The sequence below is a fragment of the Shouchella lonarensis genome (genome assembly GCF_900096965.1).
GTDB lineage: Bacteria > Bacillota > Bacilli > Bacillales > Bacillaceae_D > Shouchella > Shouchella lonarensis.
Genome location: NZ_FMYM01000010.1, coordinates 62862 through 89394, shown reverse-complemented (window position 1 = coordinate 89394; position 26533 = coordinate 62862). Strand labels below are relative to the sequence as shown.

23 protein-coding genes and 1 pseudogene are annotated in these 26533 nt (G+C 44.4%); 16 read left to right on the top strand and 8 right to left on the bottom strand.

From position 1 onward, the window contains the following. Positions 1-7: 7 nt before the first annotated feature. Genes purM through purD form a run of 4 tightly spaced genes read left to right on the top strand, consistent with a single transcriptional unit; the run spans position 8 to position 4438 of the window. Positions 8-1045 carry a phosphoribosylformylglycinamidine cyclo-ligase gene (gene purM, locus BLT29_RS11010; RefSeq protein ID WP_090776377.1) on the top strand — a complete coding sequence of 346 codons (1038 nt, stop codon included), beginning with the start codon at positions 8-10 and terminating at the stop codon, positions 1043-1045. Then, entirely contained in the window at positions 1042-1623 is a 582-nt protein-coding gene (gene purN / locus BLT29_RS11005; protein WP_090776376.1) for a phosphoribosylglycinamide formyltransferase, read from the top strand. The genes purM and purN overlap by 4 nt, the downstream gene beginning before the upstream one ends. Next, complete coding sequence (purH, locus tag BLT29_RS11000) at positions 1620-3152, top strand: bifunctional phosphoribosylaminoimidazolecarboxamide formyltransferase/IMP cyclohydrolase (RefSeq protein ID WP_090776375.1); 1533 nt, start codon at positions 1620-1622, stop codon at positions 3150-3152. Before purN ends, purH begins: the two co-directional genes overlap by 4 nt. A gap of 14 nt (positions 3153-3166) precedes the next feature. Next, positions 3167-4438, top strand: a complete 1272-nt coding sequence (purD, locus tag BLT29_RS10995; RefSeq protein ID WP_090776374.1) for a phosphoribosylamine--glycine ligase — start codon at positions 3167-3169, stop codon at positions 4436-4438. A gap of 326 nt (positions 4439-4764) precedes the next feature. On the opposite strand, the gene BLT29_RS10990 is transcribed toward purD, so the two are convergent. Continuing rightward, on the bottom strand, positions 4765-5388 hold the full coding sequence (locus BLT29_RS10990; RefSeq protein ID WP_141769889.1) for a zinc metalloprotease: 624 nt from the start codon (positions 5386-5388) through the stop codon (positions 4765-4767). Next, positions 5388-6002 carry a hypothetical protein gene (locus BLT29_RS10985; protein WP_090776372.1) on the bottom strand — a complete coding sequence of 205 codons (615 nt, stop codon included), beginning with the start codon at positions 6000-6002 and terminating at the stop codon, positions 5388-5390. Before BLT29_RS10985 ends, BLT29_RS10990 begins: the two co-directional genes overlap by 1 nt. A gap of 345 nt (positions 6003-6347) precedes the next feature. Between BLT29_RS10985 and BLT29_RS13150 the strand changes: the two genes are divergently transcribed. The 6 genes from BLT29_RS13150 to BLT29_RS10955 all read left to right on the top strand — a co-directional run bounded on the left by BLT29_RS13150 (position 6348) and on the right by BLT29_RS10955 (position 12762). Further along, positions 6348-9056: an LPXTG cell wall anchor domain-containing protein gene (locus BLT29_RS13150; protein WP_141769888.1), complete on the top strand. Its 2709-nt coding sequence runs from the start codon at positions 6348-6350 to the stop codon at positions 9054-9056. Between the two features lie 273 nt (positions 9057-9329). Beyond that, positions 9330-10085: a class I SAM-dependent methyltransferase gene (locus BLT29_RS10975; RefSeq protein ID WP_090776371.1), complete on the top strand. Its 756-nt coding sequence runs from the start codon at positions 9330-9332 to the stop codon at positions 10083-10085. Between the two features lie 62 nt (positions 10086-10147). Beyond that, positions 10148-10630, top strand: a complete 483-nt coding sequence (gene rraA / locus BLT29_RS10970; RefSeq protein ID WP_090776370.1) for a ribonuclease E activity regulator RraA — start codon at positions 10148-10150, stop codon at positions 10628-10630. A 58-nt stretch (positions 10631-10688) separates the two neighbouring features. Then, positions 10689-11669: a nucleoside-diphosphate kinase gene (locus BLT29_RS10965; protein WP_176763899.1), complete on the top strand. Its 981-nt coding sequence runs from the start codon at positions 10689-10691 to the stop codon at positions 11667-11669. A gap of 21 nt (positions 11670-11690) precedes the next feature. Beyond that, positions 11691-12509 (top strand): inositol monophosphatase family protein, encoded by an 819-nt coding sequence (locus tag BLT29_RS10960; RefSeq protein ID WP_090776368.1) that lies wholly within the window; start codon positions 11691-11693, stop codon positions 12507-12509. 61 nt (positions 12510-12570) lie between these two features. Then, positions 12571-12762 carry a hypothetical protein gene (locus BLT29_RS10955; protein ID WP_090776367.1) on the top strand — a complete coding sequence of 64 codons (192 nt, stop codon included), beginning with the start codon at positions 12571-12573 and terminating at the stop codon, positions 12760-12762. A 54-nt stretch (positions 12763-12816) separates the two neighbouring features. Here the strand turns inward: BLT29_RS10955 and ptsG are convergent, their stop codons facing one another. Then, positions 12817-14835 carry a glucose-specific PTS transporter subunit IIBC gene (gene ptsG / locus BLT29_RS10950; protein ID WP_090776366.1) on the bottom strand — a complete coding sequence of 673 codons (2019 nt, stop codon included), beginning with the start codon at positions 14833-14835 and terminating at the stop codon, positions 12817-12819. Between the two features lie 378 nt (positions 14836-15213). On the opposite strand from ptsG, the gene BLT29_RS10945 reads away from it, so the two are divergent. From BLT29_RS10945 to BLT29_RS10935, 3 genes are read left to right on the top strand one after another with little or no spacing between them, the layout of a single operon-like run. Beyond that, entirely contained in the window at positions 15214-16452 is a 1239-nt protein-coding gene (locus BLT29_RS10945; protein WP_090776365.1) for a quaternary amine ABC transporter ATP-binding protein, read from the top strand. Next, positions 16400-17251, top strand: a complete 852-nt coding sequence (locus BLT29_RS10940; protein WP_090776364.1) for an ABC transporter permease — start codon at positions 16400-16402, stop codon at positions 17249-17251. The genes BLT29_RS10945 and BLT29_RS10940 overlap by 53 nt, the downstream gene beginning before the upstream one ends. Before the next feature lie 41 nt (positions 17252-17292). Continuing rightward, positions 17293-18231 (top strand): glycine betaine ABC transporter substrate-binding protein, encoded by a 939-nt coding sequence (locus BLT29_RS10935; protein ID WP_090776363.1) that lies wholly within the window; start codon positions 17293-17295, stop codon positions 18229-18231. 45 nt (positions 18232-18276) lie between these two features. Here BLT29_RS10935 and BLT29_RS13930 read toward each other — a convergent pair whose 3' ends face one another. Then, on the bottom strand, positions 18277-20196 hold the full coding sequence (locus tag BLT29_RS13930) for a pyocin knob domain-containing protein (protein ID WP_281241419.1): 1920 nt from the start codon (positions 20194-20196) through the stop codon (positions 18277-18279). 55 nt (positions 20197-20251) lie between these two features. Continuing rightward, a pseudogene (locus tag BLT29_RS10920) lies at positions 20252-20410 on the bottom strand (alpha-helical endospore appendage domain-containing protein); the annotation flags it as partial. Positions 20411-20721: 311 nt separating this feature from the next. Here BLT29_RS10920 and BLT29_RS10915 point away from each other — a divergent pair. Together BLT29_RS10915 and BLT29_RS10910 are read left to right on the top strand one after the other, a co-directional pair. Beyond that, positions 20722-22122 carry an alanine/glycine:cation symporter family protein gene (locus tag BLT29_RS10915; RefSeq protein WP_090776361.1) on the top strand — a complete coding sequence of 467 codons (1401 nt, stop codon included), beginning with the start codon at positions 20722-20724 and terminating at the stop codon, positions 22120-22122. A 300-nt stretch (positions 22123-22422) separates the two neighbouring features. Then, positions 22423-23568 (top strand): DUF6612 family protein, encoded by a 1146-nt coding sequence (locus tag BLT29_RS10910; RefSeq protein ID WP_090776360.1) that lies wholly within the window; start codon positions 22423-22425, stop codon positions 23566-23568. A gap of 179 nt (positions 23569-23747) precedes the next feature. On the opposite strand, the gene BLT29_RS10905 is transcribed toward BLT29_RS10910, so the two are convergent. The 3 genes from BLT29_RS10905 to BLT29_RS10895 form a co-directional block, all read right to left on the bottom strand. Beyond that, the gene (locus tag BLT29_RS10905; RefSeq protein WP_090776359.1) at positions 23748-24050 is read right to left on the bottom strand and encodes a hypothetical protein; all 303 of its coding nucleotides are present in this window, start codon (positions 24048-24050) and stop codon (positions 23748-23750) included. Beyond that, the gene (locus tag BLT29_RS10900) at positions 24050-24268 is read right to left on the bottom strand and encodes a helix-turn-helix transcriptional regulator (protein ID WP_090776358.1); all 219 of its coding nucleotides are present in this window, start codon (positions 24266-24268) and stop codon (positions 24050-24052) included. Before BLT29_RS10900 ends, BLT29_RS10905 begins: the two co-directional genes overlap by 1 nt. A gap of 129 nt (positions 24269-24397) precedes the next feature. Next, entirely contained in the window at positions 24398-24604 is a 207-nt protein-coding gene (locus BLT29_RS10895) for a YgaP family membrane protein (protein WP_090776357.1), read from the bottom strand. Between the two features lie 132 nt (positions 24605-24736). On the opposite strand from BLT29_RS10895, the gene BLT29_RS10890 reads away from it, so the two are divergent. After that, positions 24737-26482 carry an adenine deaminase C-terminal domain-containing protein gene (locus BLT29_RS10890; RefSeq protein ID WP_090776356.1) on the top strand — a complete coding sequence of 582 codons (1746 nt, stop codon included), beginning with the start codon at positions 24737-24739 and terminating at the stop codon, positions 26480-26482. Positions 26483-26533: the final 51 nt, after the last annotated feature.

Here is a 26533-nt window from a genome sequence, read left to right as displayed (position 1 = left end):
AAGCGCTTTGGTAAACGCATACAAGCAAGCCGGTGTGAACATTGAAGCTGGCTATGAAGCGGTGGAACGAATGAAAAGTCATGTTGCTCGAACGAAGCGCCGGGGCATGCTTGGTGGTCTTGGTGGGTTCGGCGGCATGTTTGACTTATCGGCGCTCGACTTAAAACAACCCGTACTCGTTTCAGCAACGGACGGTGTCGGGACAAAACTGATGCTTGCGTTCATGCTTGATCAACATGATACGATCGGGCAAGATGTTGTGGCGATGTGCGTCAATGACATTATTGTACAAGGCGCAGCCCCGTTATATTTTTTAGACTACATTGCGTGCGGAAAGTTAGCACCGACTAAAATAGAGGCGATTGTTAAAGGGGTTGCAGATGGTTGTGTTCAAGCTCAGTGCGCACTGATTGGTGGGGAAACGGCTGAGATGCCGGGTATGTATGCGGCAGAAGAATATGATATCGCTGGCTTTGCGGTGGGCGCAGCTGAAAAAAGTGATATTTTAACAGGTGAGGAGATGGAAGCCGGCGATGTTCTCATTGGTTTGACATCTAGTGGCTTGCATAGCAACGGTTTCTCGCTCGTTCGGAAAGTATTTTTAGAAGATGGTGGCTGGCCGTTAGCTAAAACGATTGACTCGCTTGGACAGACGCTTGGAGAAGTGCTGCTCACACCGACAAAAATTTATGTAAAGCCAATGCTTGCATGCATACAAAAAAAATTGATTGTCCGAGCGGCACATATTACTGGTGGGGGATTTTATGAAAATATCCCGCGCGCATTGACGAATGGACTAGGTGTTGAGATTGACTACGGCTCTTGGCCGGTGCCGCCTATTTTCTCCCTCCTGCAACAAGTGGGGCACCTTTCTGCCGTAGACATGTTCCATACGTTTAATATGGGCATTGGCATGGTGCTCATTGTGAAGGAAGGCAGACACCAAGAAGTATTACAAACCCTTTCTGAACATGGCGAATCTGCGTATATGATCGGTCGTGTGACGCATGGTGGAGAGATGACCATAGGAGGGATTGACACGTGAAGCTTGCGATTTTCGCCTCTGGAACGGGATCGAATGCTAGAGCGCTCATTCAAGCTGCGAAACGGGGCGTGCTTGGTGGAGAAGTGGTTGCGGTTGTGAGCGACCGCCCGAAAGCAGATGTATTGCAAATGGCCGCATCTTACGATATTCCTGCATATGGGTTTTCCCCGCGCACATTTCAGTCCAAAACGGCGTATGAACAAGCAGTGCTGGAACGCTTGCAAGCAGTGGCGGTCGACTTTATTCTTTTAGCAGGATACATGCGTCTCGTCGGTCCAACACTTCTGGCGCACTACGAAGGGCGGATCGTAAACATCCATCCATCACTCTTGCCGAACTTCCCCGGACTAGATGCAGTTGGTCAAGCTTTGCGAGCCGGTGTGCAAGAAACCGGCGTGACGATTCATTATGTCGATGCAGGGATGGATACTGGCCCTGTCATTATGCAACAAACTGTGCCGATTGACCGAGAAGATACACATGAGACATTAACAAAGAAAATCAAAGCAGTGGAGCATGCGTTATACCCTACATGTATACAACAACTATTGATGACGGAGGCGGAGGTCAAACGATGAAGAGACGAGCACTTGTCAGTGTATCAAACAAAGAGGGGCTGGTCCCATTTGTGCAAGCACTGGCCACAAAAGGAGTCGAGATTGTGTCGACAGGGGGTACAGCTCGAGTGTTACAAGCGGCGGGCATTCCTGTAATGAGTGTGGCTGAAGTGACTGGTTTTCCAGAAATGCTGGCGGGACGGGTGAAGACGCTCCATCCACATATTCACGGTGGACTTCTTGCCGAACGAACGGTGCCGACTCATATGGCGCAACTGCAACAACATGATATTGAACCGATTGACTATGTCATTGTCAATTTATACCCGTTTGCAGAAACGATTGCAAAAGAAGGGACGACGCTTGAGGAAGCCATCGAACAAATTGATATCGGTGGGCCGAGCATGATCCGCGCGGCAGCAAAAAATCATGCGGCCGTGACGGTTGTCGTTGATCCTGCTGATTACGCGACTGTATTGAAAGCACTCGATGCGGATGGCGTGTCGCCTCTTTCGTTAAGAAAAAAATTAGCGGCAAAAGCATTCCGGCATACAGCCGCCTACGATGCGCGTGTTGCTACCTATTTGACAGACGCTGTTGGCGAAACTGAACCAGAATCGTTGACGTTGACATATACGCATAACCAGTCGTTACGCTATGGAGAAAACCCTCATCAGCAAGCATCGTTTTATGCGTCGGCTGATGCACCAGTCAGTTCACTTGTACAAGCAAACCAATTACATGGCAAAGCGTTATCTTATAACAACATTCAAGATGCGAATAGCGCAGTAGCACTTGTGAAGGAATTTACGTTACCAACTGTTGTTGCAGTGAAACATATGAATCCATGCGGTGTTGGAACAGGGGAAACGATTTTGGCGGCGTTCATGAGGGCGTACGAGGCTGATGAGACGTCCATTTTTGGCGGTATCGTTGCGTTAAATCGTGAGGTCGATATAGATACGGCCCAAAAAATGGCGGACTTATTTTTAGAAGTCATCATTGCACCAAGTTTCTCAGAAGAAGCGCAACAACTTTTAATGAAGAAAAAAAATCTCCGTCTATTAGTGGTGCCATTGCAAACAGGGTTCGTCGCCAAGAGTGTGACATCGGTAGGGGGCGGTATTTTGATCCAAGAAGAAGATCATTTATCGTTTGCCGATGCGGTTTGCACCATTCCGACAAAACGAGAACCAACACAAGCGGAATGGGCTGCATTGCAATTTGGCTGGCATGTCGTCAAACATGTGAAGTCGAATGCGATTGTGCTTTCGGATGATAAACAAACGCTTGGTATTGGTGCTGGACAAATGAACAGAGTTGGTGCTGCGAATGTCGCCATTCACCAGGCAGGACCACGTGCTGCTGGGGCCGTCCTCGCTTCAGACGCGTTTTTGCCGATGGCAGACACAATTGAGCTCGCAGCGACAGCAGGTATTACAGCAATTATTCAACCTGGTGGTTCGGTACGTGACCAAGACTCAATTGACGCAGCTAACAAACATGGGATGGCCATGGTCTTTACCGGCATTCGTCATTTTAAACATTGAGGGAGGTTATTGATATGAATGTACTTGTTGTTGGTCAAGGTGGGCGTGAGCATGCATTGGCGTGGAAATTGGGTCAAAGTGCAAGGGTTGACACCGTTTATGTTGCACCAGGAAATGACGGGATAAAATTAGTTGCTGAGTGTGTCGCAATTGAGGAAAATGACGTTGATCAATTGCTTTCCTTTGCCAAGGTGCATCAAGTTGGATTGACTGTGATTGGACCAGAAGTGCCGCTACTTGCCGGTATTGTTGATGCGTTTAAAGAAGCTGGGTTAGCTGTGTTTGGTCCGAGCAAAGAGGCGGCTATGCTTGAAGGGTCGAAATCGTATGCAAAAGAGATTATGCACCGTTACAATATCCCAACAGCGAAGTCGATGACATTTTCTCATTATGATGAGGCTGTTCGTTATGTCCAGCAACAAGGGGCACCAATTGTCATTAAAGCAGATGGACTTGCGGCGGGAAAAGGGGTTACGGTCGCAACAACCGAAGAAGAGGCATTGCGAGCGCTAGAGACGATGATGAGTACGCGCGCCTTTGGAGAAGCAGGCGAAACGGTTGTCATCGAGGAATGCTTGCAAGGTGAGGAAGTCTCTCTTATGGCGTTTGTCCACGGAGAAACAGTCATACCAATGGTGCCCGCTCAAGACTATAAGCGTGCGTTCAATGGCGACAAAGGACCTAACACGGGCGGGATGGGTGCTTATTCGCCCGTGCCACATTGCCCGCCTGACCTTGTCACACAAATTACAGAAACGATTTTAAATCCAACTGCAACAGCGATGGTACGAGAAGGCCGCCCGTTCACAGGAATCTTATATGCAGGCCTCATGTTAACGGAAGCTGGACCGAAAGTGATTGAGTTTAATGTTCGTTTCGGGGATCCAGAAACACAAGTTGTGTTACCGCGACTCGAATCTGATCTTGTAGAAGTGATGCTTACTTTACTTTCTGGGGAAAAACCGGCCCTATCGTGGTCAGATGAAGCCGTTGTTGGTGTTGTGTTAGCGAGCACCGGCTATCCTGGCGCATATGAAAAGGGCGCGCCGATACAAGGGATCGAGGCAGCAGCAGAAAAAGGACTCGTTTTCCATGCAGGTACAACTTATAGAGAAAATGTGTGGCGCACGAACGGTGGACGTGTGCTGTTAGGGGCAGGAAGAGGCCGTACATTTACAGAGGCGCGAGAGAAAGCCTATCATATTGTGAATACGATTGATTGTGAAGGGTTGTTTTGTCGGGAGGATATTGCGAGCAAGACGTTGCGATGTGTAGGGGAAGTGTAAGAGATTGCGACATAACTAGACCCACCGTAGAGTTGAGCGCTCAACTCTACGGTGGGTCAGTATCATCCACTGCAGGGCGACCTTTTTATGAGTCGCTTCCTACGATGACCATGGGTGTGTACGCCCGTGGTCATTATGATTGTACGTATTGTTTGATATTAGTATACATGTAGGGAATTCCTAGTGTCAAGGAGGTTCTTACGGTCTTTCCTCCCACGGTTCCAATGTTCCAACGACAGTCACTTCATTATTCTGTATCGTCTCAATCACAATGTCTTCGAGCTGTTCGTAGCCTGTTTTCACACCTTACATACTAGCTTAACGCATTACTTTACTGCTTCCAACGCACCTTCAATATCCTTCTTTGTTGGGGAATGCTGTGCCGGTGTCATATAACCATACATTAATTTCTCTGAATTATGTTTTTCATAGAGATCGTGTAATCCAATGGTATGGCCAAACTCATGTGCTGCGACCGCAGCATTCTCTTCAAAGGAGCGATGTGTCGTTTGGGCAAGGTTAAACTTCATTTCCCAACTTTTAATATGGTTTGTACGGTAATTACCGTAACGATTGAAATGATCCTCATAATTGATTTGAACCCAAACAGCAGCGATGACAGAGGTCTCTTCATCATTATATACGTCCATTGTTCCAGTACTTTTTTGCCCCACAGCGGCTTCGCGGAAGTCTACAATTCCTGTATCATTCCAGCGCTTCGCACCTTCAACGACGATTGATTGGTACTCTGCTGGTAGTTTAGACATGTCATATGCCATCCGTCGTTCATGTGGACCAATATGACCATATCCACCACCACAGCCAATTTTCCAGCCTATTTCCTCGCCACCAGCCCGACATGTCTCTTCTGGATGGGCCTCGATTCCTTTCGGTGGCAATACAAACAATAACACAACAAGCAGTAGGAACGCGCGTTTCATTTTCTTCATCATTTGTTGCCTCCTTTTTCAGTGATCAGTTCATAAAAGCGGTTTTTATCCAAAACTTGTTGTACGTCACTTTCCGATCCACTTTTAAGCGTCTGTACTTCTAAAGGTGCAAGCGCTTCGTATGGCAATGCTTGTTTGACGAGTGTGTCACCAGAGACTTTATACATGCCCGTTTCTTCACCTTGAATCCAATAATCGGCTTCAGAAGAAGAGGAAGTCTCATTTAAGAATAAAACATATGTATCTCCTTCGCTAAATAGCTCGTTGTCATTGAATCCAATTTCCTTCGTTCCATTTTGAAAGAGTTTAATTGTTTTTTGCTCTTCCTTTCCCTTGAGGACATTTGTCACTTCGGCCGAGAAAATGGTCTTCGGTAACGTCTCTTCGACTTCCCCAACGATTTCTTGAATCTTTACTTCAGCGACGAGATCAGCATCAGTAAGTGCTTCTTCTAAAGATAAAGGTGCTGCAATGGCTGCTTCAATCTTTACAACAGTATCACTTGTTGACGCGCTCTCTGGTTGTGCTTTTTCTTCGTCTTGTTTGTCTGTCGTATTGCAGCCAGATAATAAAATAAATAGTCCAGTAGCCGCAATTGTCACTACTTTTTTCATATGTCTGTTCCCTCCATAGGTGATGATTAAGGCTGTTTAAATAGACGCGAAATAAGGTTACAAAGGCATGAATGATTTAAAATGAATCACGGCTCAGTATAACATGTTGGTAGAGCAATGACAATAAAGAGAGAAGCATTTTTTAATAGATAAGTTATTTAAGTTATATAGTAATTAAAGTGAAAATAGCGAATGATAGAATCTTTGTTAGGTCAAAAGTCCTTCGTTCTGAATTCATTGTTAGGTCTTTCGAACTAAAATTATGTCGTTTCATAGAATCATATTGTGTGGTATCGTTAGGTTGATTAATATAGGCTGAGAAAATGAATTTTTGGGGGAAACAATGTGAAGCGAAATTATAATTACAAAGCGAAGATGAATCGCAACCGGTCAAGGCGTGCACAGTTTGTAAAACACGTAAGTGCTGTGACAATGGCGACCACTGTGGCTGTCTCAGCAACAAGTCTAGACGCCCATGCAGCAGAAGAACGAAATGAAGACATGGAAATCGTTGCGATTGCAGAAGTAGAGGAACAATCTTTGGAAGAAAATGTTGATGTGAATGAAGAATTGCTGCTTAGTGAAAATGAAGAATCGCCAGAAGTTGAGTTTAACGAAGAAAAGACAGAACAGGAAAGTTTCAATGAGGTTGAAGAAGAGCAGGAAGCCGAGGACGTAGTAAGTGAAGAAGATGAAGAGGCAATAGAAGAAGTTGAAGTAACCGAAATGGAAGAAGCTAAATATGACGAAGAACAAGCGCAACACGTAAAGCAGGACCACGATGTCGATAAAAATGAGCGCGCTTTACATGCACAAGAGGGAGTGAGAGACGACGTTGAAGCCATAGCGGAAGTAAAAACGGAGGAGCAATATCAAAGTGAACCATTATTTCAACGTGAAGCGCGCGAAAACCTTATTGATCTTGATTTGAGCCGGTACTTGCTAGAGCAAGATGAAGCGCAAGGTTATTCCCATCTAAACTTTATTAATACGCGTAGAGATACCTATCTAGATATGAATCAAATTGGACGATTGACTTATAATGTACAATTCTCGCAGCCGTTGTTTGACGCATTGGAAAAGGCTTGGAAAAAAGACGGCGACAAATTTACTTTAGTGATGGGTTTGCCTGTGAAGAATGCAGAAGGGAACCAGATGATTGGCGCCAATCATTTACCTGGGAGCGAGGCAGCACGTGTGACTGACGCTGTGTATAACCACCTTGTGTTGGATCGTGAGACAAAAAGCCTATACTTAGATGTGCAAGGTATACTCGAAGAATTAAATTATGAAGTGTTCTTAATCGATGAAGAAAATAGGTTTTACAGCGATAACATTCAGTTCTCATTTGATTATAATTTGGCAGTAGATGGTGATCATGTAATCAAATTTGCTTATACAGATGGACGTGCAGATTGGACACAATTAGGGAATAAAGCTAGTCATGTGCGGGTAAACTTTGATCGCAGTTTGGCTGATAGGGAATGGGAGTCTGGACTGTTTGATTCAATTGACGATCCGGTAGATCCAGTAGAGCCAGTGGATCCGGTAGATCCGGTGGATCCAGTAGACCCGGTGGATCCAGTGGACCCAGTAGACCCAGTGGATCCGGTGGACCCAGTAGACCCGGTGGACCCAGTAGACCCAGTAGACCCAGTGGACCCAGTAGACCCAGTAGACCCAGTGGATCCAGTAGACCCAGTGGATCCAGTAGACCCAGTGGACCCAGTAGACCCAGTAGACCCAGTGGATCCAGTAGACCCAGTGGATCCAGTAGACCCAGTGGACCCGGTAGACCCAGTAGATCCAGTGGATCCAGTAGATCCGATTGATCCGGTAGATCCGGTGGACCCAGTAGACCCGGTGGATCCAGTAGATCCGGTGGACCCAGTAGACCCAGTGGACCCAGTAGACCCAGTGGATCCAGTAGACCCGGTGGATCCAGTAGATCCGGTGGACCCAGTAGACCCAGTGGATCCAGTAGATCCGGTGGATCCAGAAGACCCGATTGATCCAGAAGATCCGGTGGACCCAGTAGACCCAGTGGATCCAGTAGACCCGGTGGATCCAGTAGACCCAGTGGATCCAGAAGATCCGGTGGACCCAGTAGATCCGGTGGATCCAGTAGACCCTGTAGATCCTATTGATCCAGTGGATCCAGTAGACCCAGTGGACCCGGTAGATCCAGTGGACCCAGTAGACCCAGTAGATCCAGTGGATCCGATAGACCCAGTAGACCCGGTAGATCCAGTGGATCCAGTAGATCCGATTGACCCAGTAGAGCCGGTGGATCCAGTAGACCCTGTAGATCCTATTGATCCAGTAGATCCGGTGGATCCAGTAGACCCAGTGGACCCAGTAGACCCAGTAGATCCGGTAGACCCAGTAGACCCAGTGGACCCAGTAGACCCAGTGGATCCAGTAGACCCAGTAGATCCGGTAGACCCAGTGGACCCAATAGACCCAGTGGACCCAGTAGATCCGGTAGATCCAGTAGACCCAGTGGACCCAATAGACCCAGTGGACCCAGTAGATCCGGTAGATCCAGTAGACCCGGTAGACCCGGTAGATCCGGTAGATCCAGTGGACCCAGTGGATCCAGAAGACCCGGTAGATCCAGAAGACCCAGAGGATCCGATGGACCCAATAGACCCAGAGGATCCGGTAGATCCGGTAGACCCAGTGGATCCAGTAGATCCGGTGGATCCGCTAGATCCTGTTGATTCGGAAGACCCGGTAGATCCAGCAGATCCAGTGGATCCGGAAGACCCGATTGACCGAGAAGACACAGTGGGTCCGGTAAGTCCAGGAGCTGTAGGAAAGGACCATCAGAAAGACTCAGGTAATGTATTAGAAACCTTGGAAAAGTCGCCTGTGAAAGTTGAACGAGCAGACATAGACGAACGAGCGAAAGAAGCAAAAGAGGGCAAGGAGTTGCCGAATACCGCGACAAATGCGTGGGTGTATGGGCTGGCTGGTGTCACAGTTGTCCTACTCGGTGCGTCTTTGAGACTCATCTCACGAAGACGCCGTATGCGTCAAGAGGTAGAATAGAATTGCACAACCTTGGGGCACTTAGCCCCAAGGTTGTGCATATTTGGCGCTATATTGAGTAAAAAATTTGCTAGACGCTATTGCTTTTCTCGTACAAAAAGCTTAGCATAAAAACAATAGGAATCTTGTCATGTCTTGTCAAGAGCGTTAATAAAGCGGATAACGAGGAGATGTGACCCTGATAATAGGTCAAATATTTCCTCTTATTTAAACTCTTGATGGAGACGACAAAGATTTTCTCTGGATACTATATAGAGAGAAGTGAGATATCTTATGTACAATTTTTATAGTAAACTATCGACAGAAGTATATGATTTAGACAAACCAATTGGTCGTTCTTTCGGTGATGTAGAATACTATAGAGAACGCTTAAAAAATGTAAGCGGAAAAATATTAGAGCCTGCTGTCGGGATAGGGCGCATTTTAATTCCACTACTTGAGGAAGGCTTTGATGTAGATGGTATTGACTATTCACCTGACATGTTAGAATTGTGCCGGAAGTATTGTGCAGAGCGGGAGTTAACCCCTTCTTTAACGGAAGGAGACATGTCTTGCTTTACTTCGTCGGATAAATATGAAGCAATTATTGTGCCGACAGGATCTTTTTTATTACTTACTGACCGTGAGAAGTCAATACAGGCGCTACAATGTTTTTACAACCACTTACAACCGGGTGGGCGATTGATCGTTGATGTATTTATTCCAACCGATTTTGAGACAGGGAAAACCTCTGTCCGGACATGGGAAAATACAGCTGGCGATCTAATTACACTAGAATCAAACCTAGTTAAAGTTGATTTCATGAACCAAACGACGACCACGCACCATAAGTATGAAAAATGGCGCGATAAAAAGTTGATTGAAACAGAGTTGGAGCAATTCCCATTGCGGTGGTACGGCATTGAAGAATTTAGACTTGTGCTAGAAAAAATCGGCTTTAAGGATATTACAGTGTCTGCTGATTATCAACATGAGAAAGCGCCAACAGAAGGCAGTGAAATCATGACGTTTGAGGCGCGCGTGAAATAGCCAAGTGGGCCAGCATACGCAAAGATTTGTAGGAGACGAAGTCTAGCTTAGGAGGAATGAACATGTCATTTAAAACAACAGACGTATGTGACGATTACGTAAGTGAATTACAAATTTTACAGCCAGGAATCGTAAAATCTTTTGGAAGCGTGCACAAATTTTCTGGACCGATTACAACAGTGGATGTGTTTGAAGACAATGTGCTTGTGAAAGAGACATTGGCGAAAGCAAGTCCCGGTAATGTCATTGTCGTAGATGGTAAGGGCGAAGAAAGTCGTTGTGCGCTCTTAGGTGATAAAGTGGCACAAATTGCGATGGATGCAGGTGTTGTTGGAATCATTATTAACGGATACGTCAGAGACACCGCAGAGTTAGCGGCAATGAATATCGGCATCTATGCACGAGGCCCGCTGCCGAATAAAAGTAAGAAGGAAGGTAAGGGCCAGGTCGGGGCCGGCGTTGACTTTGGTGGTGTAAGTTGGAGAGACGGCTATTATGTGTATGTGGATGAGGACGGGATTGTGTTAGCGGGAAGAGAATTATGATTGATAAAGTGAGAGGGGCGCCCCTCTCATTAAGTATGAGAAAGGATATAAAATGAATATGAAACAAGAACATGGACTCGCGATATTAAAACCAGATGGTGTGAGAAAGGGCATTGATGAAGAATTTATCACAGAGCTTGACCGTCACGACCTAAAAATTGTTCATGTATCGAAAAGACATTTAAGCAAACAACAAGTCCTTGAGAGCTTTACGTCTGACTTTAACATGGACATTTATGCGGATTATCTGTCAAGCGGTGAAGTGATGGGTTATTTAGTCAAAGGGCATTATGCGGGACAAAAGTTGCGCGAGATTAAGCAGACGATAAGGAGTCGTTACGGCTATGCAAGTTGTAACATGGAAAACTTAATCCATACCGCCGATAACGGGAACGAATACTGTTTGCAGTTCAAACTATTATTTCCTGACCGAGATATCGTTCAATACGCTAAGTTTGCTGATATGAACGTAAGGATCGATGGTGATGAACAAGCGATGATACAGGCGTTGCGCACATTAAATGATGAGAGCAATTTATCCTGGATTGGCGTTGTCACAAGTCTTGATACATTGCAGCATACAAAAAATGCAATCAAACAATTTAAAGACGCCTCACTGCAATGTTTGCTCGGCGTTTCTGGAAGATATCTTATCAATGGTGAGGAATTAGAGATGATTGGCTATTTACCGTCTCATCTGATTCATACAGACGATGAATATTTCTCACTGAAGAAAGTGTCATCTTTTGCGGATTTTTCAGCTTGGATTCAACGTTTACAAGGGCTCATGGTGTTAGGATATACACCAACGTCCAAGATCACGTTGCCATTATTAAAGGAGTTAAAGAAACACGGAGTGGCGGGTGTAACCATTTACGATGCACGACGGGATATGAGGCAAGTAGAGGACTTGGAGGATTTGGTGGAAGACGAAGCGCGGATGATGTTTTCTGGAGGAGGCGCTGGTATTGTTCGAGCTGGCGAGATTGCACTGGACCGAGCGGAGTTTGAAGTTTTGACGAAAGCTTTAATGAAATAGATATGATAATGGAGGCTCAAAATGGAAAAAACACTCACCGCAGCAAAATCCCTAGCAACCAAAGTCATTGTAGAAGCAGGGAACATGGCAAAGGATCGTTTTGACAAACTCATAAGCCTAGAAGAAAAAGACGATCATGGTGACGTGATCACGGAAGTAGACTATTTAGCGGAGGAGATCATTTTAAAAGAAATTACTCGTGCTTTCCCAGAACATCAAGTGCATAGCGAAGAAGCGGGTGACAACGGCAAAAAAAGTGATTGGTTATGGCAAATTGATCCGTTAGACGGTACAAATAATTATGCGATTGGTTTTCCGGTATTCTCTTCTTCAATTACCCTTATGTATAAGCATGAGCCCGTTTTAGGTGTCATCCATGAGCCGATTGTCAATCGGTTGTTTGTGTCAAGCTTGCATGGAGGTACTTATTGTAATGACCAAGTATTAAACGTGAAAAAGAGGGACAACCCGAAAAAATTTAATGTCGCTTGGATCCAAGGTCATCGTGTCCAACATGAAGAGACAGCGGTAAACTTAAGACAATACATTGATTTAAATTGTAAACGGATGATGAGAACGTGGGCACCGACGTTGCAATGGTGTATGCTCGCTAAAGGGGATATTGACGGTATTATCCTTTATAACTCGGAAGGCGACGACTTGTACTCTGGCATTTTAATGGTGAAAGAAGCTGGGGGCGTCGTTGTTGATTTTCAAGGGAATGATTTTACAGGTATGAGTGACGAGCCGTATTTCATTGCCTGCCATCCTGATCATAAGGATTATTTTTTGGACATGGTTCGTACAGGAATGGGCAGTGGTGTTTCTCATATGAGATAAGAATATATTGATGGAATCTCGCGCTGTAGTGGAGATTCCTTTTTCCCAGGAGTGAACGTTGATGCTTAAAGATTTACATATCGAAACGTATTTCTTAAAAAAGGTTGTCGATGATGAAGATGATTTGGAACGAGACCCACTTTCCTATTATGTGTCGATGGAGGAAGACCCGGAAGATGTAAAGCGAGGGGTGCTGCTTTGCCAGCTCAAGCAAATAGGGGTTTTCTTGAAAAGAGATGGCACCTTAAAGTAGCAAAAAGAGACCTACCGTAGCATGCTTATGCATTAGGTAGGTCTTTTTGTGTTATCACGTGGAGAGAGAAATAACACCGGCTGTTTTTGCTGCTTGTGTACCATTTTTGTGCACGGTGAGTAACTCACTTTCATCGAGATTCGTAAAAATTACTGGTGTAATCGTGGAAACAGCTTTTTCTTCAATCATTTGAAGGTCGAAGCTAAGCAGGCGTTGCCCTGCGGAAATATGATCTTCAGCAGCTACGTAAGCAGTGAACCCTTCTCCTTTCATATTAACCGTGTCAATCCCAACATGAATCAATACTTCTCGTCCATTTTCATCCGTTAGACCAATTGCATGTTTTGTTGGGAAAAGGGTCGTGACTTTCCCATTGAACGGCGCGTAAACCGTGTTGTCGATCGGTTTAATGGCAAAACCATCGCCCATCATCTTTTTCGCAAATACATCATCAGGTACTTCTGAGAGCGGGAGGACTTCCCCAGCGATAGGAAGGATGAATGACATCTTACCATGTACATGCGTGTTTGTTGTCTCTACTGGAGCAAAGTCAATCGGTGTTTTCCCATCGAGAATGTCCTGAATTTGCGTTTTAATTTGGTCTGATCGTGGACCAAAGATGGCTTGAATATTCGGCCCCACTTCCATTACGCCCGATGCGCCTAAAGCTTTGAGTTTTTCTTTGTCAACATGTTGTTTATCTTTGACACTGACGCGCAGACGGGTGATACACGCATCCAGACTCGTCAAGTTTTCTTTTCCGCCAAGTGCTTGGAGTACGTTATATGGCAAGCTATTTTTATCAACACTTCCGATTGTAGCTGTGGCATCTTTTTTCTCACGACCAGGTGTCATTAAGTTGAATTTCTTAATGGCGAAACGGAAACCAAAGTAATAAATGACTGAGAACACGAGACCGATTGGAATGACAAGCCACCAGTCAGTTCGGCCTGGGAGCACACCATACAATAGGAAATCAATGACACCACCAGAGAATGTCATCCCAATTTTGATGTCCAAAATCTGCATGAGCATAAAAGATAACCCTGCAAAAATCGTATGTACCGCAAACAATAACGGCGCGACGAATAAAAAGCTAAACTCAAGCGGTTCTGTAATTCCGGTTAAAAAAGAAGTTAAGGCAGCAGAGGCCATGATACCTGCGACAACCTTCTTATTTTCGGGACGGGCACAGTGATAAATGGCTAGTGCCGCAGCAGGAAGTCCAAACATCATAAAAGGAAATTTCCCCGCCATAAATGTTCCGGCAGTCAGTTCTGCTCCATCGCGAATTTGCGCAAAGAAAATCGTTTGGTCACCACGGACAATGTCACCCGCTGCATTTGTATAGGAGCCAAATTCAAACCAAAAAGGCGAGTAGAAAATGTGGTGCAGCCCAAATGGGATCAGTGCCCGCTCAATTACACCAAAAATAAATGCCGCGAGTGTCCGGTTTGCATCAATGACAGAGTGAGAAAAAGTATTTAACATCTCTTGTATTGGCGGCCACACAAAGTGAAGCACAATCCCGAGAAACAGCGCGAAAAAAGCAGTCGCAATGGGGACGAAACGTTTCCCGGCAAAGAATCCTAAATACGGTGGCAACTCAATATTAAAGAATTTTTTATACATAAATGCCCCGAGTAACCCAGCGATAATCCCACCGAATACGCCAGTTTCCAACGTTGGGATGCCGAGTATCATCGCATGGGCAGGTTCGGCTCCAACGGTTTCGGCATTGATACCGCCTATGACCCCTAACGTAACATTAATGATAAAATACCCGATTAAAGCAGCAAGACCAGCAACGCCATCCCCGTTTGATAAGCCAATTGCTACACCGAGCGCGAATAAGACGGGCAAGTTGGTAAAGACAATCGAGCCCGCATTTTGCATGAGCTCGGCAATCATTACGACCCAGTCGGTAGTTAGAAACGAAAATTTTGACGTTAAATCATTGTTTTGCATCGCATCACCAAGCGCGAGTAGAATCCCTGCTGCAGGTAATAAGGCAACAGGTAGCATTAATGCTTTTCCGACGCGTTGGAGTGTGCCAAAAGATTGTTGAAACATGAAAAGTCCTCCTAATTTGTGAATGTCAGAAAGAAAAGATTTGGGTTAGTGTATGCTTTTTCTTCTCGTTCATTCTGTTTAAATAGGTAAAACAGGGTATATATGAAGAAAAAATATATTTTCTTGATAATAATACCATATATTGTTGCCGTATTTAATTGTCAATATCAAGGCTTTTTATCGGGTGTTATCAATAAAGGTACCATCATGGCGCATTTGCGAGCAATAAAAAGGAAAGTAGTCATTTCTTCTGTACAATAAGAACTGTACGTATCATATGGACTGAAAGAAAGCGATATCAACATTGCTCTTTCTAGGGGAAAAGCGGTATATTAGCAAGGTCGAAGGGTGTGTGATTTTAGCAAAGAGGTGGATGGTTTGTCGAAAATAAAAGTAGAATCTTTAACAAAGGTGTTTGGGAAAAAACCACGTCGTGCGATGGAGATGTTGTCTAAAGGAAAGACGAAACAAGAGATCTTATTGCAAACAGGTTTGACCATCGGTGTTGATCGGGCCAATTTTGAAGTTGAGAATGGTGAGATTTTTGTCATTATGGGCTTATCTGGTAGTGGGAAGTCCACGCTCGTCCGTTTATTAAACAGGTTAATTGAGCCGACAAAAGGAAGCGTTTGGCTTGATGGTGAAGATTTGGCTGAGATGGACGCAGCCCGGTTACGAAAGGTACGGCGAGAGAAGATGAGCATGGTCTTTCAAAAGTTTGGCTTATTTCCAACGAGAACAGTCATTTCAAATGTTGAATATGGTCTTGAAGTGCAAGGAATGGATAAAAAAACACGGTGTGAAAAAGCTCAGATATCGCTTGAACTTGTCGGCTTAAAAGGTTATGAACACCGTTATCCTGATCAATTATCAGGAGGAATGCAACAGCGAGTCGGTTTGGCACGTGCGCTTGCAAATGATCCAGATGTACTATTAATGGATGAGGCATTCTCAGCGTTGGACCCGCTTATTCGTAAAGATATGCAAGATGAGTTACTTGATTTACAAGAGAAAATGCAAAAAACGATCATTTTCATCACACATGATTTAGATGAGGCACTTAGAATTGGTGATCGAATTATGATCATGAAAGATGGGGCGATCATGCAAATTGGTACCCCGGAAGATATTTTAACCCATCCGAAAAATGACTACGTGGCGCGTTTTGTTGAAGACGTTGACCGTTCAAAAGTATTTACAGCTGGGAGTGTCATGATTCGTCCCGAGACAGTACGTATGGAAAAAGATGGACCACGCGTCGCTCTGCAGCGAATGCGTGACGCTGGGATTTCAAGTATTTATGTCACGAAGCGAAACAAAGAAATTGTTGGTTTTGTTCATGCGAATGAAGTGTCCGAATTAATTAGACTCGGGAATAATCGTCTGGACGAAGTCATTCACACCGATGTACCTCATGTGAGTGAAGATACACCAATTAATGAATTAATGGACCAATTATCCGTAAGCGCTGTTCCGCTTGTGGTAGTGAAAGATAACAAATTGCAAGGTATTATTGTGCGCAGCGCTGTACTTGGTGCGCTATCTGGAAGCGAGGTGGATTTTAATGGATTCTCTACCCCGTCTGGAGCTAGGGAAATGGATGGAGTCCTTTATTGATTGGTTACGTCATGCAGATTGGTTGTTTGATGGCGTAGATGAAGCAATTGGATTGCTTATTACGTCCATTCACACCGTAATTAGCTTACCCCCAAGCTGGTTGATGATTTTGTTGTTGGCTGTACTCACATTTATCATCAGTAGAAGAAAATGGGGATTGGTTGTATTTGTCGTATTAGGGTTGATGCTCATTGAAAATCTTGGTCTGTGGGAAGGTATGCTGAACACACTGTCGGTTGTTTTATCTGCTGGACTCATATCCGTCGTGTTCGGTGTACCACTAGGTATTTGGATGGCGAAAAGCGATCGAGTAGAGGCTGTTGTTAAACCGCTTCTTGATCTCATGCAGACGATGCCCGCATTTGTTTATTTAATTCCAGCCGTTGCGTTTTTTGGGATAGGCATGGTACCTGGTGTAGTCGCTTCAGTGATTTTTGCGATGCCACCCACTGTACGGATGACAAACTTAGGGATTCGCCAAGTTTCAACGGAATTAATTGAAGCAGCAGACGCATTTGGTTCTACAAGTACGCAAAAGTTATTTAAAGTGCAATTACCCATGGCGCGAGGAACGATTATGGCAGGTATTAATCAAAGTATTATGCTCGCATTATCAATGGTCGTCATTGCGGCGATGATTGGGGCAGAGGGGATCGGACAAAGTGTGTACCGCGCCGTTGGTAGAAATGACATTGGTGGCGGGTTTGAAGCTGGGCTCGCAATTGTGATTTTGGCGATCATTTTGGATCGTTTAACACAAAGCTTGAATGCAAAAAGAACACATCAAACACACGACTGAGAAAGATTACAGAGAAGTGTAAAAAAGAGGAGGAAATGAACATGAAATGGAAAGCAGTTGTAGGCGTCGTAGCAAGTATGGCACTGGCTAGCACATTAGCAGCATGCGGCAGTGAGAAAGCGTCTAATGAGGAAGGGAATAAGAAAGGGAGCACAGAAGAACTTAAAACCCTTTCAAAGGAAGAGATTGCAAAAGATTTAACTGTGATTACTGGAATAGACCCTGGTTCTGGTGTTGTGACAAATGCTGAAAAGGCAGTAGACGAGTATGGTTTAGATTTAACCGTTCAAGCATCACAAAGTGCGGCAATGACACAAGCGCTTGAAGATGCGATTAGTAAAAATGAACCGATTGTAGTAACGGGATGGAACCCGCACTGGAAATTTACGCGCTATGAACTAAAGTATTTAGAAGATCCTAAAGGGGTTTTTGGTGAAGCGGAAGGCATTCATACAATTGCCCGATCAGGACTAAAAGATGATAAGCCAGAAGCTTACGAGGTGCTTGACAATTTCTTATGGTCGGAAGAAGACATGGGTGAAGTGATGGTGGCAATTGAAGAAGGCACAGCTGATGTTGATGCAGCAAAAGATTGGGTTGAGAAAAACGAAGAAAAAGTATCTGAGTGGACAAATGGCATTGAAAAAGTAGACAGCGAGGAATTAATGCTTGTATATGTCAATTGGGATTCAGAAGTGGCGTCAACGAATGTCATCAAGCTTGTATTAGAAGAGATTGGTTATAATGTACAGTTAAGCGAAGTTGAGAGTGCATTTATGTGGCAAGCACTTGCAAATGGAGAAGCCGATGCAAGTGTCGCGGCATGGCTTCCGGATACACATGCAAGTTATTATGCAGATTATAAAGATGATATAGAGGATCTCGGAAAAAATTTAGATGGTGAACCGAAGACAGGTCTCGTTGTACCAAAATACATGGATATTGACTCTATTGAAGATTTGAAGGCAGAAAAAGAATAAGACAGGAAAACCGCGGAGTGAGGACCGCGGTTTTTTTGAGGATCATTAAGTGTTATCAAACAGCACCGTTTTTGCGCCAACAAGTGTAGCGCCACTGTTGACAAAATAATAGTTAGAAGAAGTGTCAATGACAAGTGGTCCAGTCCATGTAATATTGCTAAATTGTGAGCTAAAGACACCGATAGGGGGTACATCCATAGAGGCTGTATTTACTGTAAAGTCGCCGTTGATCCATGTGTTGACAATATTTGAATAAGCCGAGATCGTGAAGGTACCATCAATCCGAGAATCAACTAGACGTTGCAGTCGTAAAGCATTATGCGTAACGTCACCGCTAATACGGCTGTTATATATATACGTGTTGAGGTTCCCTTGATGCTCATCTTGGATGACCCCACCAACGACAGCACCATTCAAAAGCTGAAATTCAATCGTTGTGAATCCATGAACCGGATCAATATCTTGGAAAATGATATCACCGCTAATGATGGCGCCGTCTGTGTAATTTGTATGCGTGCTAACAGATGTGCCGTTATCAAAAGTGCCAACAACAGTGACAGGACGAGCGGTAAATGCGGGTCCTTGATTAAGATAGAAGTCTTCTTGGACTTGACTCGTTTGCATTGTCAAGTTTCGTGGGACAGTGGAAGAGAAGTTGGCCCCTTGCCCATCACCGAGAACCCATGGTCCTAATCCAAGAATTTGTACGTGCCGTGCAGGAGGAATGATGACATCTTCATCAAAAGCAGAGTTTGCGGCAACGAGGATCATAAGGCGAGCCCGCATACCAATAGCAACTGCAAGTGGACTACTTGTTGCAGCTGTGACAGCATCCTGTAGTGAAGAAAAAGGATTAGAAGGCGTGCCGTCTCCAGGTCCAGGCGCAGTTGAGTCTGCCCAAAAAACGCTTGTTGCTCCCCACAAGAATACGCCTGGTCCAGTCGGTCCCGTGATTCCAGTGGCTCCGGTGGCGCCAGTAGCACCAGTAACCCCGGTAGCACCAGTGACCCCGGTAGCACCAGTAACCCCGGTAGTACCAGTGACCCCGGTAGCACCAGTGACGCCAGTAGCACCAGTGACCCCGGTAGCACCGGTAGCGCCAGTAGCACCAGTGACCCCGGTAGCGCCAGTGACCCCGGTAGCGCCAGTGACCCCGGTAGCACCAGTGACGCCAGTAGCACCAGTGACCCCAGTAGCGCCAGTGACCCCGGTAGCACCAGTGACGCCAGTAGCGCCAGTCGGTCCAGTAATACCCGCTCCAGTGGGGCCGGTAGGTCCTTGCACACCTAAGGTGGTCCAGTCTGTCCATGTACCTCCATTATCGGGAGAACTACGAATAAAGATTGTCGGATTGGAGAAATACAATTGTTGAATGTATGGATCACCAATAGGTGGTGTGATAACAGTGACATAAAGCGACCATACGCCGGTAGCCCCAGGAGGAGGTGTGGTCGGCGGTCCAGCGTTATTGTCAGAGCTGTACACACCTGGTGTGAGAAAAATTCCTCCGTCAATATTCGAGTCCGAAGAAATGGGTGTCGTTAATGGAAATGCATTAACGTTTTCTGCTGTTAGCTGCACGTTGCCATTGACTGCTGGAATCCCATTGACAGTAACAACGTCCCCAGACACCCCTTGCGGTCCCGTAGCACCAGTAGGCCCACGCAAAGTTGGGATATTGCTGGCGTTTTTCATCTTGGACTCTAATATGATTTCCTTTTTAAATATGGTTTCTAACATTGTTTGTGTGCTCTCATTGACATTTAAGATATCTTGTATCGTGGCAGGAGGCCCGGTGATGCCAGGCAAAGTCCCTAATACATATTGGATCTTCTCGCCCTCGGCGTTTATAATATGGGCTAATCCCATCTCCTCCATTGCAATAGATGATAGTAGTAAATTAACAACATCGTCGCGTGAGACTGAAATATTTGGGGTAATATTCGGCATGTTTGGTTGTGACATGTTTCCCCTCCTTCCAATGGGTAAGTGTTCTCTAAGTTGAGCGACGTTGCTGTTGTAAAGCTTTTAATGCATGTTGAATCTTTTCTCCTTCTGCGTTGAGGATATGAGCTAACCCCATTTCCTCCATTGCAATGGAGGCTAGGAGTAAGTTGACGGCGTCATCACGATCGATGTTCACATTCGGTGTGAAGTTAGGAATGTTTGATTGGGACAAAATCGATTCCTCCTTTTTAGTATTGGTGTGGATAGTATATGCGTGCTTTAGGACAAAGGAGCGTGTTTCTAAATAATTTGGGTTGTTGTTGATATTCAATTGACGGTGCATATGCAGTGTCAGATTGTAAATATTTTACCCGATATAGAGGATGTCCCGAGGAATTGCTATCTCTAAACACGAATATACGACTGCTAAAAATAAAAAACGTGAGCGCTTACAAAAAAATATACATATAAGGATAAAATTGTGCTATTATGTTCATGTGATATTCGCATAAATTTTAGATATAGAGGGTGAGGAGTGGACACATGGATATAATAGAGATGCTAAAAGAATTAAATGCTAATATTTTATGGGGTGTACCAACGCTTGTGCTGTTATTTGGAACGGGATTAATTTTAACTTTTATATTAAAAGGGCTGCAGTTTCGTAAGTTAATATACGCTTTTAAATTAGGGTTTGGAAAAGAAGATGCAAATGATGCCAATGCTGCTGGAGATGTGAGCCATTTTAAAGCATTAATGACGTCTTTATCTGCGACCGTTGGAAATGGAAATATTGCTGGAGTAGCGACAGCGGTGACACTTGGTGGACCAGGGGCAATTTTTTGGATGTGGGTTGTTGGGTTGCTTGGAATGGCGACCAAGTATGCAGAGGCACTTTTAGCCGTAAAATACCGCGTTAAGAATGCTAATGGTGAATATTCGAGTGGACCGATGTATTATATTGAGCGAGGGCTCGGTCGGAAATTTAAATGGTTAGCTGTGGCATTTGCTGCGTTTGGTGCGTTTGCTGCACTTGGGATTGGAAACAGTGTCCAATCAAATACGGTTGCTGGTGTAGCTGAAACTAGTTTTTCTGTGCCGCATTGGGTGACAGGGGTCGTGCTTGTATTGTTTGTTGGATTTATTATCTTTGGTGGTTTGCAGCGGATCGCAACGGTATCAAGTATTGCGGTCCCGTTTATGGCACTTTTATATATGTTAGGTGCAAGTATTATTTTAATCATTAACTATGACTTAATTATCCCAGCGTTTCAAACGATTTTTTACTACGCGTTTAATCCAGTAGCGGCGACAGCGGGCTTTGTTGGTATTGTCGTTTCTGAAGCGGTGCGGAATGGTGTGGCGCGCGGTATTTTTTCAAATGAAGCCGGGCTTGGGACAGCGGCGTTAATTGCCGGAAATGCCCGCTCTGATCATCCAGTAAAACAAGCGCTTGTGGCAATGACAGGTACGTTTATTGTGACGATTGTTGTGTGTACGGTGACAGGTTTGACATTGATGATTACTGGATTTTGGGATGCTTCTGGAGGATTAATTTCAGGTGTTGCCCACGACTCTAAATTAGAAGGTGGTCCACTCACGGTGGCAGCATTTGCCTCTGTTTTAGGGAAAGTCGGTGAATACATTGTTGCGTTATCTGTCATTTTGTTTGGTGCCACAACGATTGTCGGTTGGTACGTATATGGTGAAAAATGTACAGAATATTTGATTGGTACAAAGGCAACGTATGGCTATCGTTTTCTCTATTTATTTGCTTGTGGACTTGGTGCGGTTGCTAGTTTAGATGCCGTATGGGCGTTTGCGGATACGGCCAATGCATTAATGATGATTCCAAACTTAGTGGCGTTGCTTTTACTAGCGAAAGTGGTGAAAGCGGAGACGAGTGACTTCTTCACAAACCATTATCGGGCGTCGGGGAAGTAGTTGATGAGTAAGAAGACACCTCTTTATCTCAGGTTTGAGGTACTGATTCCAGTAGCTCAAACCAGAAATATATGGGGTGTTTTTTTAATAGATAAAGTCAGGAAATATGCTATAAAGATTGCATGAAGTAAATGACCGGTGTAAGATACAAGTAGGGTCGTTCAATTGCTTAGGAGTGCTAGCGCGGCATCTTGTACATACACTTGTGAAGAGGTGTTTTTTTTACAGAAACATACGTGTGATCACTTCGTTGCGGTTGATATTCACGACTGTAGAATGAATGAAAAAGGGGAGAAAAAAATGAAGAAAAGCAAGTTTCTCATCGTTACTGCATGTGTTAGTGCGCTCACTTTAGCAGCATGTGGGGGAAGTAAAGAAAAGGACATTTTAGAAGAATCACAAGAGAAGATGAAAGCGCTGAAGAGTGTGCAGGTGGAGGAGGAAACTTCCAACACTAGTTCATGGGGAAGTTCTAAGAGCGCTAGTGTAAGCAAATTTGTGCTTGATCCATTTGCTAGCCACACAGTGATGAAGACGGAAGAGAGTTATGAAGGAATGGAAGATGACGAGGATGCAGATGCAGGTCCACAGGAGTCCGAACAATATGTGACAGCTGACGGGAAGATGTATGACCGCGGTATGCTTGGAGAAGAAGATGGCTGGGAAATGATGGACTTTAGTGAAGAATTAGAGGGAAATGACAAAGATGATAGGGACATGTATGCTTCGTCCTATGTCAATAAACTTGCAGCATTTATCAAGTTTATTGATGATGTCCAGTATGAGGAAGAAGATGGTTTTCATGTATTCACCTTAGATTCAGGTGATGAAGCGTTGCTCGAATTTGCCAAAGCTGTCCCAGAGACTGGTTTAAACTTTGATGAAGACGCTGTGGGTGATATGGATAAAGAACATGTGGAAGCAATGAAAAAAATGATTGAGAATACGAAGCTGTCAGAGTCGAATGCGACATTGTATATTAATAAAGAGACAAAAATGCTCGAAAAAGTAAACTTTACGTTGCGTATGGAGCGATCAATGGATGGCATGACGGACAAATCTGCTTTGAAAAAGAAAATAAAGCTGTCTCAGTTCGATGAGATCGATTCTATCGAGGTACCGAAAGAAGTGGTAGATGGTGCGAAAGAATATGATCCTAATGCATGGGTTGAGGATGAATTGAAAGAGGCTGAGGAAATTCTGCAATCAGACGATCTTGAAGATGAAGAACGCCGGATGTGGGAGCGACAAAAAGAAACGTATGAAGCGATGCTTACATTTGACGGGGAATGGGGAACTGAGCAAGATATAGAGATGGTTGAGAAGTTCCTTAAAGATGAAAATCTTACAGAAGAAGAACGTAAGTATTTAGAAGAAGAGAAGAAGATGTACGAGGAAATGTTGAAAGAAGAATCAGAGGATGAGAAGGATACCAAAGACGAATAAACAGCAGAAAGCCGCGCGACCTATTGGCGCGGCTTTTCGTTTGAATTAAGCCCCATCTCTTTCCAAAAGTAACGAACGAACAGACTTGGAGTGTCCCTCTGCACCTCCGAGTCTGTTTTCGCAATAGTGGTGTGAATGATAGTAAAAATAAGATAAGCACATACATATAACTTTCTTTTCTATGAACGTCTATTAAACAGCCAAATGAGCACTGCATATAAAATATAAAGTCCTGTTACCATAAGCCAGACAGCTTCTTTGTATTGTTCAAAAGTCATTTCATAAAAATGGTCATTGGTAATCTCTAATAAAAACCAGCTTAATGGCAGAAGTGTTAGCGGGATTGAACCAGCCCGATTCAAAATTGCTTGTCCGCGCTCATCTTTCCCTTGTTGTCCCCAGGAGAAATAACAGGTGTAAATAACTGCCCAAAAGAAAATGCATACATATACAAGTGCAAATAAACCGTGCAATAATGCCATTACTCATCCCTCCCCTCTCGTTCATATTGAAAAACGTCATTTATATTAACTTGAAATAAATTAGCAATCTCAAAAGCGAGTTTGAGAGAGGGACTATAGCGATTTTTTTCTAAAGAAATGATGGTTTGGCGGCTAATATTTAAGTGAGAAGCGACTTCTTTTTGTGACCAACCGTGTTCAGCTCGTAGGACAGTAAGACGATTGTTAATATTCCCCATTGTGGCCTTCCCCCCTTCTTTTGTAATGTAACATATTTTTTACTTAAAGTAAAAAATTTTTTACACAGCACCTGTTTAAACATTAAAAAGCCGCCTCTTCACATCGTGAGGCGGCAATGGCTCGCGATTTTAATCTCGTTCATAACACCGCTTCCGCAATGCAACAAGCGGACAAAATCGTAGTGTTCCTTCTGCTGTTTTTTGTGCACCGAATAGGGCCATGATAAATGAAAAAGGACAGTATGGGCGTCGTGTGAAACGAGCCGCAGCCCATGCGAGTAGCGTTAGTCCCATCATCATACGGCATAACGCTTGAATCCGACTAATATTTGGCATAACATGACCTCCTTGAAATGAAAATGTCACAATTAGGCGAGAATGTAGATAGAAAATGTGTTACGATAAAGAGAGGGATGCTGAGTGGTTCTTCCCTTTGAAATGACTGTCGAAATGAAATGAGTGATAAAGATGACAACAGAACGGATTTATCGTTGGACGAAGACACGGTTGCGAACCCATCTCGATGTAGTGAAAGGTGAACGCGCACCAACCATCGTCTTAAAAAACGCAACATATTTAAATTACGCACGCCGAAAATGGGTGCGAGCAAATATATGGGTGGCAGATGACCGCATTGTGTATGTTGGAGAAGAAACGCCTGCGACTTCACCAGAGACAGAAATTGTTGATTGTACTGGAAAATATGTTGTACCTGGTTATATTGAGCACCATGCGCATCCGTTTCAATTATATAATCCCCATAGCTTGGCGGAGTATGCGTCGCTGCGCGGGACAACGACATTGATTAACGACAACCTGGTATTTTTTTTAAATTTAGGCAAAAGGAAAGCGCTTTCTTTGATTGAGAAATTGGATACGCTACCAACATCGATGTATTGGTGGGCGCGATATGATCCGCAAATGGAAATTGTCGGTGACGAAATGTTTTCCAACTCCAAAATGCGCGCGTGGCTTGAGCATCATTTAGTTGTCCAAGGAGGAGAATTAACTTCGTGGCCAAAAGTGTTGCAAGGCGATGATGTGTTGCTGCACTGGATGCAAGAGACAACACGGCTGCGAAAGCCAATTGAAGGACATCTTCCCGGGGCGTCTGAATCAACGTTGGCGCAAATGGCTTTGCTTGGTGTGACATGTGACCATGAGTCGATTACAGGAGAAGAAGTGGTGCGTCGTTTAGATGCTGGTTATACAGTGTCACTACGTCATTCCTCAATCCGCCCTGATTTGGCACAATTGCTCTCTGATATGCAAGCGCTTGGTGTTGATTATTTCGGACGCTGTTTGATGACAACCGATGGCTCATCGCCCTCTTTTTATGAAAAAGGTGTGATGGATCAGTGTATTTCGCTCGCATTGGAAGCTGGGCTCGATCCAATTGACGCCTACGGGATGGCATCTTATTATGTGGCGCGTTACTACCGGATGGACCATAAGCTCGGCATGATTGCGCCTGGTCGCATTGCACATTTGAATATTTTAACAGACGTGCATCACCCAATCCCAGCAAGTGTATTGGCAAAAGGACAATGGGTGAAAAAAGACGGCAAGAAAGCAAAAAAAGATGTCATCATTCCGTGGGCTGATTACGGTATTCGCCCCATTGCGCTGGATTTCGAATTAAAGGAAGAGGACTTAAACTTTTCCATGCCAATGGGAATTGAAATGGTGAATGCGGTTATTTTAAAGCCATATCAAACGGAAATCGAAACAGCCAGTGGCGAGTTAAGTCTTGAGCATGATGAGTCATATTTTGCGATGGTTGATAAAGATGGTAAATGGCTTGTCACAACAACATTGAAAGGGTTTTCTTCATCGGTCATGGGCTTAGCAAGTACGTATTGTTACACAGGTGATGTGATTTTAATTGGGAAGTCGATTGCGGAAATGATTCATGCATTTTCGGTATTAAAGGCACAAGGAGGCGGGCTTGTTATTGTCGAGAACGGTGAGGTCATTGGAAAGATGGTACTGCCGTTACTCGGGATGATGTCTGACAAACCGCTTGAAGAAGTAATGACCGAAGAGAAGGAGATTGTTTCGTTGTTACGGGCGCGTGGTTATAGGCATTCCGATCCAATTTATAGTTTACAGTTTTTCTCTTCTACCCATTTGCCATATATCCGAGCGACATCTCGTGGGATATATGATGTTCGTAAGCGAAAAGTATTGTTTCCTGCGGTGATGCGTGGATAAGTGGAACATGCTAAAATGAAGGAAAGGTGTATGGACGATGGAAAGAGGTGT